Source organism: Streptomyces sp. NPDC059355 (assembly GCF_042752335.1).
GTDB lineage: Bacteria > Actinomycetota > Actinomycetes > Streptomycetales > Streptomycetaceae > Streptomyces.
This window is the reverse complement of record NZ_JBHYXN010000047.1, coordinates 39,372-54,096: the sequence shown is the minus strand read 5'-3', so window position 1 is coordinate 54,096 and position 14,725 is coordinate 39,372. Positions and strand designations below refer to the sequence as shown.

At 73.3% G+C, this 14,725-nt stretch carries 11 protein-coding genes; 10 read left to right on the top strand and 1 reads right to left on the bottom strand.

Going from position 1 to position 14,725, the window contains the following annotated elements:
- Positions 1-85 precede the first annotated feature (85 nt).
- The 4 genes from ACFXGI_RS32120 to ACFXGI_RS32105 all read left to right on the top strand — a co-directional run bounded on the left by ACFXGI_RS32120 (position 86) and on the right by ACFXGI_RS32105 (position 7,644).
- Positions 86-2,248: an ATP-binding protein gene (locus tag ACFXGI_RS32120; RefSeq protein ID WP_384714382.1), complete on the top strand. Its 2,163-nt coding sequence runs from the start codon at positions 86-88 to the stop codon at positions 2,246-2,248.
- Positions 2,249-2,360: 112 nt separating this feature from the next.
- Positions 2,361-3,941, top strand: a complete 1,581-nt coding sequence (locus ACFXGI_RS32115; RefSeq protein ID WP_384714379.1) for a PucR family transcriptional regulator — start codon at positions 2,361-2,363, stop codon at positions 3,939-3,941.
- A gap of 169 nt (positions 3,942-4,110) precedes the next feature.
- Positions 4,111-5,556, top strand: a complete 1,446-nt coding sequence (locus ACFXGI_RS32110) for an aldehyde dehydrogenase family protein (RefSeq protein WP_384714377.1) — start codon at positions 4,111-4,113, stop codon at positions 5,554-5,556.
- A 153-nt stretch (positions 5,557-5,709) separates the two neighbouring features.
- Positions 5,710-7,644, top strand: a complete 1,935-nt coding sequence (locus ACFXGI_RS32105; protein WP_384714374.1) for an acyl-CoA dehydrogenase family protein — start codon at positions 5,710-5,712, stop codon at positions 7,642-7,644.
- Between the two features lie 16 nt (positions 7,645-7,660).
- Here ACFXGI_RS32105 and ACFXGI_RS32100 read toward each other — a convergent pair whose 3' ends face one another.
- Positions 7,661-8,329 carry a hypothetical protein gene (locus tag ACFXGI_RS32100; RefSeq protein WP_384714371.1) on the bottom strand — a complete coding sequence of 223 codons (669 nt, stop codon included), beginning with the start codon at positions 8,327-8,329 and terminating at the stop codon, positions 7,661-7,663.
- 58 nt (positions 8,330-8,387) lie between these two features.
- On the opposite strand from ACFXGI_RS32100, the gene ACFXGI_RS32095 reads away from it, so the two are divergent.
- The 6 genes from ACFXGI_RS32095 (at position 8,388) to ACFXGI_RS32070 (ending at position 14,690) form a co-directional block, all read left to right on the top strand.
- The gene (locus ACFXGI_RS32095; RefSeq protein WP_384714368.1) at positions 8,388-9,083 is read left to right on the top strand and encodes a hypothetical protein; all 696 of its coding nucleotides are present in this window, start codon (positions 8,388-8,390) and stop codon (positions 9,081-9,083) included.
- A 21-nt stretch (positions 9,084-9,104) separates the two neighbouring features.
- Positions 9,105-10,358, top strand: a complete 1,254-nt coding sequence (gene dxr, locus ACFXGI_RS32090; protein ID WP_384714365.1) for a 1-deoxy-D-xylulose-5-phosphate reductoisomerase — start codon at positions 9,105-9,107, stop codon at positions 10,356-10,358.
- Entirely contained in the window at positions 10,355-11,656 is a 1,302-nt protein-coding gene (locus ACFXGI_RS32085; protein ID WP_384714362.1) for a M50 family metallopeptidase, read from the top strand. The genes dxr and ACFXGI_RS32085 overlap by 4 nt, the downstream gene beginning before the upstream one ends.
- A gap of 185 nt (positions 11,657-11,841) precedes the next feature.
- Positions 11,842-12,999 (top strand): flavodoxin-dependent (E)-4-hydroxy-3-methylbut-2-enyl-diphosphate synthase, encoded by a 1,158-nt coding sequence (gene ispG, locus ACFXGI_RS32080; RefSeq protein WP_384714359.1) that lies wholly within the window; start codon positions 11,842-11,844, stop codon positions 12,997-12,999.
- Between the two features lie 171 nt (positions 13,000-13,170).
- Entirely contained in the window at positions 13,171-14,016 is an 846-nt protein-coding gene (locus ACFXGI_RS32075; protein ID WP_384714356.1) for a GNAT family N-acetyltransferase, read from the top strand.
- 101 nt (positions 14,017-14,117) lie between these two features.
- On the top strand, positions 14,118-14,690 hold the full coding sequence (locus ACFXGI_RS32070) for a GNAT family N-acetyltransferase (protein WP_384714353.1): 573 nt from the start codon (positions 14,118-14,120) through the stop codon (positions 14,688-14,690).
- Positions 14,691-14,725 lie beyond the last annotated feature (35 nt).

Below are 14,725 nucleotides of genomic sequence, written 5' to 3'. Positions count from 1 at the left end.
CAGGGGCCCGTACGGGGCCCACGGGCGCCTGCGGGCAACTACATTGAGCGACGCAGCGCAGGCACGGGCAGGGGGCAGGGGTTTCATGGACACCGACGGCACGTACGGCACGGACGAGAAGCGGCCGCCGCGTGCCGGGCACGTCCCGCGCCCCGCGGGCCCGCCGCCGGCCGGGCCGCCGCCCGCGGGCCCGCCGTCCGGCCTCCCGCCGAAGCCCGCCCACGCCCCCGCCGGCCCCGGGCCCTCCCTCGCCGACTGGCTGCGCGCCCCGCGCAGCTCCGACGGGCCCGGCGTGTGGACGTACGGCCACGTGCCGCGCGCCGCCGAGGAGCCCGAGCGGACCCCGACCCGGCAGCTGATCAGCGGTGCGCTGATCGCCCTGCTGGCCGGGCTGCTGCTGTGGTCCCTGCTGTGGAACGGCTACCTGGGCGGCTTCTGGCTCTGGCCGCTCTACATGTTCACGCCCGACTCCTGGGCCGGGAAGCTGCCTTCGGTGGTGGCCTCGTACATCTGGTACGCCCTAGTCGGCGCCGCCCTGGTCGTCGGCTTCGGGCGGCTCGGCCGCTGGCCCGAGCTGGCCCGCCGGATGCTCCGCAGCCGCCCCGTACGGGCCGTGCAGGCCGCCGTACCGGCCCGCCCCGAAGAGGGCGGGCCCGACGACCCCGCCGCCTGGCCGCAGCTGCGCGGGGCCGGGCTCGGCGAGATCGCCGACCGCCTCGGCGCCGAGGCCGGGTCCGGCCGTATGAACGACGTGGACTACGCGCGGATCCGGCGTGCCTGGGAGTCCGTACGGGCCGAACCCTCGCGGGCCGTGGCCTTCGCCGACTCCGTGCGCGACAAGGGCGCGGGCGCCTGCGTCCACCCCTCCGGGGCCCGGGACCTGCCCGTCCGGGCCGCGCGGCACGATCTGCTGGCCCGGCAGGTGCTGCTCGGCACGGTCGACGACGGCGCGCGCAACCCGTACGGCCGCCGCGGCACCCGACTCGCCCTCGACCCCGCCGTGCTCGGCACCTCGCTGCTCGCCGTCGGCCCCTCCGGCGCGGGCAAGACCCGGCAGCTGGTCCGGCCCGTCGTCGAGTCGCTCGCCCTCCAGGCGCTGGCCGGACAGGCCGCCGTCATCGTCGTCGCCCCGGCCGGCGCCCAGCTCGGGCCCGACACCGCGTACGACGTCGTGGTCCGCGTCGGCGACCCCGGGTCCGTCTACGACCTGGACCTCTACGGCGGCACCACCGACGCCGACGAGGCGGCCACCCTGCTCGCCGAGGCCTTCGTCGGCGACGTCCCCGGCATGGAGGTACGCCGCGCCGCGACGGCCCTCGCCCAGCTGCTCGGCCCGTTCCGCGCCGCGTACGGCCGCTTCCCGGCCGTGCCCGAACTGCGCGAGCTGCTCGACCAGGTCCCGGGCTCCCTCGGCGGGCTGCGCACCGCCCTCGAAGACGCCGGACAGCACGTGATGCTCCGCGAACTCGACGCGCGCGAACGCCAGTACGGGGCCCACGACGACCCGGGACCGGCCCTCGCCGACCGGGTGGCGCTCCTCGACCGGCCCGCCTTCGCCGGTTTCTTCAGTGTCGAAGCCTCCGACACCACCGGGCAGGGCAGGCCGTTCTCCCTCTCGCCCGGCGCCCTGGAGCACCCGCTGCGCGTCCGCGTCGACCTGCCCGAGCGCGGCCACGCGGACGCCTCCCGGATCCTGGCCCGGCTGCTGCTCGCGCAGTTCAACGCCTGCGCCGCGGCCCGCGCCGACCGGTCCCTGTTCGCCTTCCTCGCCTTCGACGACGCCTCGCACACCCTGACCCCGCAGACCGTGCGCGGCCTGCAGCGGCTCCGCTCGGCGAACGCGGGCGTCCTGCTCACGCTGCGCACGCTGGACGACGTACCGGAGGCGCTGCGCACCCCGCTGCTCGGGGCGGTGGGCTGCCGGATGGCCTTCTCCGGGGTCACCACCTGGGACGGCAAGCGCTTCGCCGAGGCCTGGGGCACCGAATGGGTGGAGACGCGCGACGTCACCCACCGGACCGTCTTCGCCGACCAGCCGCTGACCCGGGCCATCCACGCCTTCCGCAAGCTGGTCACCGGAAAGGCCGTGACCACGGACGCGGTGACCGTACGGCAGGTGGAGCGGGAGCGGTGGTCCGCCTCCGAGCTGGCGCACGCCGTACCGCCCGGGTACGCCGTGCTCTCACTGACCTCGGTCAAGGGGGAGCGGGCGGCTCCGCTGCTGGTGCGGCTGATCGCGACGGACTGAGCCGACCCGTACGAGGTGGCAGAATCGAGGGGAGTCGTTCATACGGCAAGGCGAAATTCCGGCGCCTCCCCTCCGCTCGCACCCCTCCCTCCTCTAAGGCCCCTGGTACCCGATGCCGCTCACCCTCGCCTCACTCGTCCAGCACTCGGCGCTCAAGCTCAGCGTCCGGGCGGGGGAGGGCCGCCTCGACACCCCCGTGCGCTGGGCCCACGTCAGCGAGCTCGCCGACCCCGTCCCCTACATGGAGGGCGGCGAGCTGCTCCTGATCACCGCGATGAAGCTGGACGCGGAGGATCCGCAGGAGATGCGCCGGTACGTACGCCGCCTCGCCGCGGCCGGGGTCGTCGGCATCGGCTTCGCCGTCGGCGTGAACTACGAGGCGATCCCCGAGGCCCTGGTCGAAGCCGCGCGGACCGAGGACCTGCCGTTGCTGGAGGTACCGCGCAGGACCCCCTTCCTCGCGATCAGCAAGGCCGTCTCGGCGGCGCTGGCCGCGGACCAGTACCGCGCGGTGACCGCCGGCTTCGAGGCGCAGCGGGAACTGACCCGGGCCGCGCTCTCCGCCGACGGGCCGGCCGAGCTGCTGGCCAGACTGGCGGCGCACGTGCACGGCTGGGCGGCCCTGTACGACACCTCGGGCGCGGTGGTCGCGGCCGCCCCGGAATGGGCCGCGCGGCGGGCCGCCCGGCTGACCCCCGACGTGGAGCGGCTGCGGGAGCGGCCGGCGCCCGCGAGCGCCGTGGTGGGCGGGTCGGAGGACCGCGTCGAGCTCCAGTCGCTCGGTACGGGCCGGCGGGCCCGCGGCGCGCTCGCCGTCGGCACGGGGGCCCCGCTGGGCACGGCCGAGCGGTACGCAGTGCACTCGGCGGTGGCCCTCCTGACCCTGACCACCGAGCGGTCGAGGTCGCTGCACGACGCCGAGTCCCGGCTGGGGGCGGCGGTGCTGCGGATGCTGCTGGACGGCGAGGCCGAGCACGCCCGGGCGGTGGCCGGGGATCTGTACGGGGCGCTGCTGGAGGTGCCGTTCCGGCTGATCGTGGCGGAGCCGGCGCTGCCGGGGACCGCGCAGCCGGAGGGGCTGGCGCTGCTGGCCGACGCGGTGGAGTCCGCGGCGGCCCGGGCGGGGGAGGCCCTGCTGGTGGTGCCGGAGCCGGGGCGGCTGGTGGTGCTGGCGGCCGACGGGGGCGCGGCGGTGCAGGCGAGTACGGAACACGCGGACGCTCTGGAGTCGCGGCGCGGGCGGGAGGCGACCGGTCCGGAGCCGGACGAGCTGGTGGTCGGGCTGTCCGCCGCCGCGGTGCCCTCGGGGGTGGCGGCGGCGTTCAAGCAGGCCGACCAGGCGCTGGCCGTGGCCCGGCGGCGGGGGCGGCCGATGGTGGAGCACGAGGACCTGGCGGCGGGGTCGGTCCTGCCGCTGCTGGCGGACGAGGCCGTACGGGCCTTCGCGGACGGCACGCTGCGGGCGCTGCGCGAGCACGACGAGAAGGGGCGCGGGGACCTGGTGGCCTCGCTGCAGGCGTGGCTGTCGCGGCACGGGCAGTGGGACGCGGCGGCGGCCGATCTCGGGGTGCACCGGCACACGCTGCGCTACCGGATGCGCAGGGTCGAGGAGATCCTCGGCCGCTCCCTCGACGACCCGGACGTCCGCATGGAGCTGTGGCTCGCCCTGAAGGCGACCTCGCCCGTCGCGTAGCCGCCGGTCCGAAACCGGCTCCGCGCGCAGGGAGCCCGCGGCGCGACACTGACAAAGCGGCGCGGCCGGTGCCCGGCATGCTCCACCCCGGCTAAACGCCGAAACCCGGACGGAGTCCTACGGTGGAGGGGACAAGGACCCCGCACACACTCGAAGGGCCGGGATTCGCATGACTTCCACCCACGCCTTCTGGCTCGCCGGCCGCCAGGCCACCGGTGAGGACAGCTTCGACGTCCACTCCCCGTGGGACAACCGGCTCGTCGGCACCGTCAGCGTGCCCACCGACGCCCAGGTCGAAGAGGCCGTGGCCGCGGCGTACGCCGTGACGGCCGAGTTCTCCGCGACTCCCGCCCACGTCCGTGCCGCCGCCCTGGACCACGTGTCCAAGCGGCTCACCGAGCGCACCGAGGAGATCGCCCAGCTGATCTCCGCCGAGAACGGCAAGCCCATCAAGTGGGCCCGCGGTGAGGTCGGCCGCGCGGTGTCCGTGTTCCGTTTCGCCGCCGAAGAGGCCCGCCGCTTCAACGGCGGAGAGGCCCAGCGCCTCGACACCGACGCCGGTGGCGTCGGCCGTCTCGCCCTGACCCGCCGCTTCGTCAAGGGCCCGGTCCTCGGCATCGCGCCGTTCAACTTCCCGCTGAACCTGTGCGCCCACAAGGTGGCCCCCGCCATCGCCGTCGGCGCGCCGATCATCCTGAAGCCGGCCCCGGCCACCCCGCTCTCCGGCCTGATCCTGGGCGAGCTGCTCGCCGAGACCGACCTCCCGGCCGGCTCCTGGTCGGTGCTGCCGGTCGCCAACGACAAGATGCCGGCCCTGGTGAAGGACGAGCGCCTGCCCGTCATCTCCTTCACCGGCTCCGACAAGGTCGGCTACGCCATCCAGCAGTCGGTGCCCCACAAGCACTGCACCCTGGAGCTCGGCGGCAACGCCGCCGCCGTGGTCCTGGACGACTGGTCCTCCGAGGCCGACCTCGACTGGGCCGCGACCCGTATCGCGACCTTCTCGAACTACCAGGCCGGCCAGTCCTGCATCTCCGTGCAGCGCGTGATCGCCGACGCCTCCGTCTACGACCGCCTCGTCGAGAAGGTCGTCGCGAAGGTCCAGGCCCAGGTCACCGGCGACCCGTCCGACTCCGCCACCGACGTCGGCCCCCTCGTCTCCGAGGACGCCGCCAAGCGCGTGGAGTCCTGGGTCGACGAGGCCGTCTCGGCCGGAGCCAAGCTGCTGACCGGCGGCAAGCGCGAGGGTGCCTCGTACGAGCCCACTGTCATCGCGGACCTGCCCGCCGACACCACCCTCGCCGTCGAGGAGGTCTTCGGGCCGGTGCTGACCCTGACGAAGGTCGAGAACACCGACGAGGCCTTCGCCGCCGTCAACGACTCGAAGTTCGGCCTGCAGACCGGCGTCTTCACCCGGAACATCCAGACCGCGTTCCGCGCCCACCGCGAGCTCGAGGTCGGCGGCGTGATCGTCGGCGACGCGCCGTCCTACCGCGCCGACCAGATGCCGTACGGCGGCGTCAAGCAGTCGGGTGTCGGCCGTGAGGGTGTCCGCTACGCGATGGACGACTACACGTACGAGCGAGTCCTGGTCCTGACCGGCCTCGACATCTGATTCACGTACGGCCAAAAAGCCGACGGCCGGAGCCCACTGTGCGGGGGCTCCGGCCGTCCCCCTTTTCCCGCGCGCCCGGACTGGGTACGACTCACAGGTAGCACCGGCCAGTAGGCCGGTCCCACCGACTCCGGCGGCGAGGTGAGTCCCCTCATGTCCGCAACACAGCCCAAGGTGACCGAGCGCGAGGCGCGGCAGGTCGCGGAAGCAGCCCGGGAACAGGACTGGCGCAAGCCCAGCTTCGCCAAGGAACTCTTCCTGGGGCACTTCCGGCTCGACCTGATCCACCCGCACCCGATGCCCGCGGACGAAGACGTCCGGCGCGGCGAGGCCTTCCTGGCCCGGCTGCGGGCGTTCTGCGAGACCGAGATTGACGGCGCGCGCATCGAGCGCGAGGCGCGGATCCCCGACGAGACCGTGCGCGGGCTCAAGGAGCTCGGCGCCCTCGGCATGAAGATCGACCCCAAGTACGGGGGCCTGGGCCTCACCCAGGTGTACTACAACAAGGCGCTGGCCCTGGTCGGCTCCGTCAGCCCCGCCATCGGGGCCCTGCTCTCCGCGCACCAGTCGATCGGCGTCCCGCAGCCGCTGAAGATGTTCGGCACGCAGGAGCAGAAGGAAACCTACCTGCCGCGCTGCGCGACCACCGCCATCAGCGCCTTCCTGCTCACCGAGCCGGACGTCGGCTCCGACCCGGCGCGCCTGGCCACCACCGCCGTGCCCGACGGCGAGGACGCGTACGTCCTCGACGGGGTGAAGCTCTGGACCACCAACGGGGTCGTCGCGGACCTGCTGGTGGTGATGGCCCGCGTGCCGAAGTCGGAGAACCACCGCGGCGGGATCACCGCCTTCGTCGTCGAGGCCGATTCCCCCGGGATCACCGTCGAACACCGCAACGCCTTCATGGGCCTGCGCGGCCTGGAGAACGGCGTCACCCGCTTCCACCGGGTCCGGGTGCCCGCGGCGCAGCGCATCGGCGCCGAGGGCGCCGGGCTGAAGATCGCGCTGACCACGCTGAACACCGGCCGGCTGTCGCTGCCCGCCATGTGCGTCGGCGCCGGGAAGTGGTGCCTGAAGATCGCCCGCGAATGGTCCGCCGTGCGCGAGCAGTGGGGCCGCCCGGTCGCCCGGCACGAGGCCGTCGGCGCCAAGATCTCCTTCATCGCCGCCACCACCTTCGCCCTCGAGGCCGTCGTCGACCTGGCCTCCCAGATGGCCGACGAGGACCGCAACGACATCCGCATCGAGGCCGCCCTCGCCAAGCTCTACGGCAGCGAGATGGCCTGCCTGATGGCCGACGAGCTCGTCCAGATCCGCGGCGGGCGCGGCTTCGAGACCGCCGAATCGCTGGCCGCCCGCGGAGAGCGCGCCGTCCCGGCCGAGCAGATGCTGCGCGACCTGCGGATCAACCGGATCTTCGAGGGCTCCACGGAGATCATGCACCTGCTGATCGCCCGCGAGGCCGTCGACGCCCACCTGTCGGTCGCCGGCGACCTCATCGACCCCGAGAAGGCCCTCGGCGACAAGGCCAGGGCCGGAGCCCGCGCCGCCGGGTTCTACGCCCGCTGGCTGCCCAAGCTGGCCACCGGCCCCGGCCACGTTCCCGGCACGTACCGGGCCTTCCACCCGGGCGGCCACCCCGACCTCTCCGTCCACCTGCGCTACGTCGAGCGCAGCGCCCGCAAACTCGCCCGCTCCACCTTCTACGCCATGTCCCGCTGGCAGGGCCGGATGGAGACCAAGCAGGGCTTCCTCGGCCGGATCGTCGACATCGGCGCCGAGCTCTTCGCCATGAGCGCGGCCTGCGTGCGCGCCGAGCACCTGCGGGCCTCCGGGGAGCACGGCCGCGAGGCCTACCAGCTGGCCGACGCCTTCTGCCGGCAGTCCCGGATCCGCGTCGAGGAGCTCTTCGGGCGGCTCTGGTCCAACACCGACGACCTGGACCGCAAGGTCGTCGCGGGCGTCCTGTCCGGCACCTACACCTGGCTCGAGGAAGGCGTGCTCGACCCCTCCGGCGACGGCCCCTGGATCGCGGACGCCGCTCCCGGCCCGTCGACCCACAAAAACGTGCACCGTCCCCTCCGCTGACCTGAGAGGATCGACCTCAGGCGCACTGATGTACGGGTGCACGGGTACGGGTGGGCGTATGCGTACGCCCATCGGCACGAGGGCAAGGCGGACAGCGATGTCGACGGCCGTGGAAGACCGGGGCAGCCGGCGGCTGGCCTGGTGCGTGGCGCACGTCCTGCGCCACGCACCGGACCACATCGCCCTCGACCTGCTGGGCCGGCTCGACGGGCCGACCCGCAAGTACCTGTGCCGCGACGAGTGGCTCCCCGCCTCCGCCGTCACGCTGCTCCTGCGCCACGGCAGCGAGGCGGACCGCCACTTCATAGCCCGCAACCCCCGCGTGGTCGGGCGGCCCCTGCCCGGGCTGCCCGGCCCCGCCCGGTACGCCCGCCGCCGGACCCCGCCCGAACTGCCGCCCGTCCTGCGGGCCGAGCTCGGCCGGGACCCCGCCGAGGGCCCCCTCACCACCGCGGAGCTGATCGGCCTGCTGCGCCGGCACGGCAGGCGCAGGCCCCGCGTCGCCCTCGACGTCCTGCGGCTCCCGTACGTACTCGACCCGGGCGAGCCGGCCGCCGAGCACGCCCGGCAGCCGCTGCCGGCCGGCGCCGTCGAGGCGCTCCTGCTCGCCGCGGAGCTCCCCGAGGAGACCGTACGGGCGCTGCTCGCCACCCCCGCCGCCGCGCGGGACGGGCGTTCCTGGCACCGGCCCGCCGTCCGCGCCGTCCGGATGCCGGCTCACCCACGAGGAGCTCGTCGCCCACGTGGCCCCGGCCCGCCACACGCTGCTCCTCGCCCATCTCCCGCCCGGCCCGGGCCTGCGCTGGAACCTGCCCGAACAGGCGGGGATGCGGACGGCCGTCGCCCGCGCGCTGGCCCCGCTCGGGGACGACCCCCGGCTCTGGTCCGAACTGCTGCGGCACGCCCCCGGCTTCGAGGGGTCGTTGCCGGAGCTGGTGGCCGCCGTGGTCGCGGGAAGCCCGCCCGGACGGCAGGGCCCGGCCGCGCCCGCCGCCGCGACCGACGGGGCCCTCGCGCGGGCCGTACGCCACCTGGCCCCGACCGCCGCCGAGCCGGTGACCGGGGGAGTGGAGCGGGAACTGGCCCTGGCCAGCCTCGCCGTCCCGATGGAGACCGTCCAGGAGGACATCCGCTGGGTGCGGGACTGCCTGGACCGGGGCCTGCTCACGGGCGCCGACGTGGTCCGGCACAAACTGCCCGCCTGCTGGGCCCTGGACGAGGACCACTGCCTCGGTGACGTGGACCACCCCGACCGGCACGACCGCCCGGGGGCCGTGCTCGCCGCCCGCGCCGAGGCGGACCGGCTGTTCGCACTGGCCCTCGGCGAGGACCCGGACGCCTGGTGGCGGGTGGCCCGCACCCTCCCCGACTTCGCCGGAACGCTCCCGCACCTGCTGCTGCGGGTCACCGACGGGGACTCCGTGTCCACGCGCCCCTGAGTTGCGGCAACAATGGGGGGCATGAGCGACCGCCCAGCCCCCCTTGCCGATCCGCACCTCCTCTTCGACCCCGCGGCCGGCCGGCGGGACATCGTCATCCTCGGATCCACCGGGTCCATCGGGACCCAGGCCATCGACCTCGCCCTGCGCAACCCGGACCGGTTCCGGGTGACCGCCCTGTCCGCCGCCGGCGGGCGCGTCGGGCTGCTGGCCGAGCAGGCCCGGCAGCTGCGGGTGAACACCGTGGCCGTCGCCCGCGAAGACGTCGTACCGGCCCTGAAGGAGGCCCTGAACGCCCAGTACGGCGCTTCGGAGCCGCTGCCCGAGATCCTGGCCGGGCCCGACGCGGCGACCGAGCTCGCCGCGTCCGAGTGCCACACCGTCCTCAACGGCATCACCGGTTCCATCGGCCTCGCGCCCACCCTCGCCGCGCTGCGGGCCGGCCGGACCCTGGCCCTGGCCAACAAGGAGTCGCTGATCGTCGGCGGCCCGCTGGTCAAGGCCCTCGCGAAGCCCGGCCAGATCATCCCGGTCGACTCCGAGCACGCGGCCCTCTTCCAGGCCCTCGCCGCCGGTACCCGGGCCGACGTCCGCAAGCTCGTGGTCACCGCCTCCGGCGGCCCCTTCCGCGGCCGTACCCGCGCCGAGCTGGCCGGAGTCACCGTCGAGGACGCCCTCGCGCACCCCACCTGGGCCATGGGCCCGGTGATCACCATCAACTCGGCGACGCTGGTCAACAAGGGGCTGGAGGTCATCGAGGCGCACCTGCTCTACGACATCCCCTTCGACCGCATCGAGGTTGTGGTCCATCCGCAGTCCTACGTCCACTCGATGGTGGAGTTCTCCGACGGCTCCACGCTCGCCCAGGCCACCCCGCCGGACATGCGCGGACCCATCGCGATCGGCCTCGGCTGGCCCGAGCGCGTCCCGGACGCGGCCCCCGCGTTCGACTGGACCAAGGCTTCGACCTGGGAGTTCTTCCCGCTGGACACCGAGGCCTTCCCCTCGGTCGGCCTGGCCCGGCACGTGGGCACCCTGGGCTCCACCGCCCCCGCCGTGTTCAATGCGGCGAACGAGGAGTGCGTCGAGGCGTTCCTGGCCGGTCGGCTGCCGTTCACAGCAATCATGGATACGGTCTCTGCCGTGGTCGATGAGCACGGGATGCCGGACGCGGGAACTTCCCTGACCGTCGCGGACGTCCTCGAAGCGGAGACCTGGGCCAGGGCCCGGGCACAGGAGATGGCGGCCCGGGCCGCCGTGGAGGCGCGCGCATGACAGCACTCATGACGGTGGTCGGAATACTCATCTTCGTATTCGGCCTGCTCGTCTCCATCGCGTGGCACGAGCTCGGCCATCTCTCCACGGCCAAGCTCTTCGGCATCCGCGTGCCCCAGTACATGGTCGGTTTCGGCCCGACCATCTGGTCGCGGAACAAGGGCGAGACCGAGTACGGGATCAAGGCCATCCCGATGGGCGGCTACATCCGCATGATCGGGATGTTCCCGCCCGGCGAGGACGGCAAGGTGACCGCCCGGTCGACCTCGCCGTTCCGCTCGATGATCGAGGACGCGCGCTCGGCGGCGTACGAGGAGCTCCAGCCCGGCGACGAGACGCGGCTGTTCTACACGCGCAGGCCGTGGAAGCGCGTGATCGTGATGTTCGCGGGCCCGTTCATGAACCTGGTGCTGGCGCTGGCGATCTTCTTCGGCGTCTGGATGAGCTTCGGCATCAGCCAGACGACCACGCAGGTCGCGAACGTCTCGCCGTGCGTCATCCAGCAGAGCGAGAAGCGCGAGGTCTGCAAGGCGGGGGATCCGGTCGCCCCGGCCAAGGCCGCCGGGCTGCAGGCGGGTGACCGGATCGTGGCGTTCAACGGCCGCAAGCTGACCGACTGGGCCGCCCTGCAGAAGCAGATCCGCAACACCGTCGGTCCCGCCACCGTGACGGTCGTGCGCGGCGGGCAGCAGCAGACCCTCCCCGTCAACCTGATCGAGAACAAGGTCGCCAAGACCGACGGCCACGGTGGGTACGTCAAGGGCGAGTACGTGACGGCCGGCTGGCTCGGCTTCACCCCGAAGAGCGAGATCGCCCCGCTGTCCTTCGGCCAGTCCGTGGACCACATGGGCGAGGTCGTCGACAACAGCGTCCAGGGGCTGGTCAAGCTGCCCGCCAAGATCCCGGCGCTGTGGAACGCGGCCTTCGGCGGAGCCGAGCGCGAGCCCGACTCCCCGATGGGCATCGTCGGCGCGGCCCGGATCAGCGGCGAGATCGCCACCCTGGACATCCCGGCCGAGCAGCGGCTGGTGTTCTTCCTCCAGCTCGTCGGGTTCTTCAACCTCTCGCTGTTCCTGTTCAACATGCTCCCGCTGCTGCCGCTGGACGGCGGGCACATCGCGGGGGCTCTGTGGGAGTCCGTCCGGCGCACCGTGGCGCGCGTGTTCCGGCGCCCCGACCCGGGCCCGTTCGACGTGGCGAAGCTGATGCCGGCCGCGTACGTGGTGGCCGGAGTGTTCGTCTGCTTCACGCTGCTCGTGCTCGTGGCCGACGTGGTGAACCCGATCAAGATCACCTAGTACGTCCGCACCCGTGCGCGACGTACAGGAGCCGTAGAGGAGCCGGGCACGCTTCGTGCCCGGCTCCCTACGTTCGGGTGTTCCGGCCCCTCGGATGCGTGAGCGTCCCCGTGATTGGCGTAATCTCGAAGCCTGGAGCCCGCCGATCTCGGGACCTTGATCCACACCTTGGGGTTGCACAGCAGATGACTGCCATCTCACTCGGAATGCCGGCCGTGCCGACGAAGCTTGCCGACCGCAGGGTCAGCCGCAAGATCCAGGTCGGCTCGGTGGCCGTCGGCGGCGACTCACAGATCTCGGTGCAGTCGATGACGACCACCCGGACCTCCGACATCGGCGCCACGCTCCAGCAGATCGCAGAGCTGACCGCCTCCGGCTGCGACATCGTGCGCGTGGCCTGCCCGACGCAGGACGACGCCGACGCGCTCGCCGTGATCGCGAAGAAGTCGCAGATCCCGGTCATCGCCGACATCCACTTCCAGCCCAAGTACGTGTTCGCCGCGATCGACGCCGGCTGCGCCGCCGTCCGCGTGAACCCCGGCAACATCAAGCAGTTCGACGACAAGGTCAAGGAGATCGCGCGGGCCGCCAAGGACGCGGGCACCCCGATCCGGATCGGCGTCAACGCCGGCTCCCTCGACGCGCGACTGCTCAAGAAGTACGGCAAGGCCACCCCCGAGGCGCTCGTCGAGTCCGCGCTGTGGGAGGCCTCCCTCTTCGAGGAGCACGGCTTCAGCGACATCAAGATCTCGGTCAAGCACAACGACCCGGTCGTCATGGTCAACGCCTACCGCCAGCTCGCCGCCCAGTGCGAGTACCCGCTGCACCTCGGCGTCACCGAGGCCGGCCCGGCCTTCCAGGGCACCATCAAGTCCGCCGTGGCCTTCGGCGCGCTGCTCTCCGAGGGCATCGGCGACACGATCCGCGTCTCCCTCTCGGCCCCGCCGGTGGAGGAGATCAAGGTCGGCATCCAGATCCTGGAGTCGCTGAACCTCAAGCCGCGCCGCCTGGAGATCGTCTCGTGCCCGTCCTGCGGCCGCGCTCAGGTGGACGTCTACAAGCTGGCCGAGGAGGTCACGGCGGGCCTCACGGGCATGGAGGTCCCGCTGCGCGTCGCGGTCATGGGCTGCGTCGTGAACGGCCCGGGTGAGGCCCGCGAGGCCGACCTCGGCGTCGCCTCCGGCAACGGCAAGGGCCAGATTTTCGTGAAGGGCGAGGTCATCAAGACCGTCCCCGAGTCGAAGATCGTGGAGACCCTCATCGAAGAGGCGATGAAGATCGCCGAGCAGATGGAGAAGGACGGCGTCGCCTCCGGCGAGCCCAGCGTCGCCATCGGCGTCTGAGCACGGCGGTCGCCCGGGCCCCGCGCCCGGCACCCCGCACGCATCGGCCCCGGCCCCGTTCCCGCAGCTCGCGGGCGGGGCCGGGGCTTTTTCGTGACCCGTGGGACCAGGCATCCTCCGGTGACGCCGGGTACAGTGCGGAGATCAGCAGACTTGTATGGTGAGGCCCCAGTGTTGACGCAGACCACCACCCGGGTCCTTGAGCCCAGTGATCTCGACGCCGCCCTCGAAGTCCTCGGACGCGAGCCGGTCGAGAACGCCTTCGTCACCTCCCGGGTCCAGGTCGCCGGACTCGACCCGTGGCGCCTGGGCGGCGAGATGTGGGGCTACTACGCCGACGGCCGGCTGCGCTCCCTCTGCTACGCCGGCGCCAACCTGGTCCCCGTCTGCGCCGACGCCGACGCCGTCCGGGCCTTCGCCGACCGGGCCCGCCGCACCGGCCGCCGCTGCTCCTCCATCGTCGGCCCGGCCGAGGCCACCCGGCTGCTGTGGCGGCTTCTGGAACCCAGCTGGGGACCCGCCCGTGACGTCCGCTCCCACCAGCCGCTCATGGTCACCGAGCAGTCGTCCGCCGAGGTGCGTCCCGATCCGCTCGTGCGCCGGATCCTCAAGGACGAGATGGACGTGATCATGCCGGCGTGCGTGGCCATGTTCACCGAGGAGGTCGGCGTCTCGCCGATGGCGGGCGACGGCGGGCTGCTCTACCAGGCCCGGGTCGCCGAGCTGGTCGGCACCGGCCGCTCCTTCGCCCGCATCGAGGACGGCAAGGTCGTCTTCAAGGCGGAGATCGGCGCCGCGACCGCCCGCGCCTGCCAGATCCAGGGCGTGTGGGTCGACCCCGAGTTCCGCGGCCGCGGGCACTCCGAGACCGGGATGGCCGCGGTCGTCGACTTCGCACTGCGCGACATCGCTCCCGTGGTCAGCCTCTACGTGAACGACTTCAACACCGCGGCCCGCGCCGCCTACCGCCGCGTCGGCTTCCGCGAGGTGGGCACGTTCATGAGCGTGCTGTTCTGAACGCGCCGCCCGCACGGCCCGGCCGCGGAAGGCCTCACCGGGTGCGCGCGGGTACGGGGGCCGTACGGACGCCGGCGCGGGACGCCCAGTAAGGTCGCGGCATGCTGCCTACCCCCGAGGGCGACGGCCCCGACCGGCCCGCCGGACTCCGCATCGCTCCCCTCGACCTCGCCGGCCGCGTGGACGAGGCCCTGCGCGTGCAGGCCGTGGCCTTCGGGCTCAGCCCGGAGGAGGTCGGCATCCGGCGCTACATCGTGCAGCGCCACATGACCTGCCGCGGAGCCCGCGCCCTCGGCGCGTTCACCGACGACGGCGCCCTCGCCGGGTTCGTGTACGGGATGCCGAACGACCGGGCGTACTGGTGGTCCTCCGTCGTCGAGCCGTACCTGCGGTCCGAAGGCGTCGACGGATGGCTCGACCGCTCCTTCGTGATCACCGAGCTGCACGTCCACCCCGGCTTCCAGGGCCGCGGAGTCGGCCGCACCCTCATCACCCGGCTCACCGACGCCGCCGAGGAGCCCCGCTCCATCCTCTCCGCCATCGACACCGAGAGTCCGGCCCGCGGGCTCTACCGGGCCCTCGGCTACACGGACCTGGCCCGCCAGGTGCACTTCCCGAGTGCCAGCCTCCCGTACGCCGTGATGGGCGCCCCGCTGCCGCTGCGCCGCCCCTGAAACGGTTTCCGGGGGGCCGGGCACCCCCGGTAGCC

Bases quoted from the DNA above. Each gene is read 5' to 3' on its own strand.
- ACFXGI_RS32120 (WP_384714382.1), top strand. From the start codon at position 86: ATGGACACCGACGGCACGTACGGCACGGACGAGAAGCGGCCGCCGCGT.
- ACFXGI_RS32115 (WP_384714379.1), top strand. From the start codon at position 2,361: ATGCCGCTCACCCTCGCCTCACTCGTCCAGCACTCGGCGCTCAAGCTC.
- ACFXGI_RS32110 (WP_384714377.1), top strand. From the start codon at position 4,111: ATGACTTCCACCCACGCCTTCTGGCTCGCCGGCCGCCAGGCCACCGGT.
- ACFXGI_RS32105 (WP_384714374.1), top strand. From the start codon at position 5,710: ATGTCCGCAACACAGCCCAAGGTGACCGAGCGCGAGGCGCGGCAGGTC.
- dxr (WP_384714365.1), top strand. From the start codon at position 9,105: ATGAGCGACCGCCCAGCCCCCCTTGCCGATCCGCACCTCCTCTTCGAC.
- ACFXGI_RS32085 (WP_384714362.1), top strand. From the start codon at position 10,355: ATGACAGCACTCATGACGGTGGTCGGAATACTCATCTTCGTATTCGGC.
- ispG (WP_384714359.1), top strand. From the start codon at position 11,842: ATGACTGCCATCTCACTCGGAATGCCGGCCGTGCCGACGAAGCTTGCC.
- ACFXGI_RS32070 (WP_384714353.1), top strand. From the start codon at position 14,118: ATGCTGCCTACCCCCGAGGGCGACGGCCCCGACCGGCCCGCCGGACTC.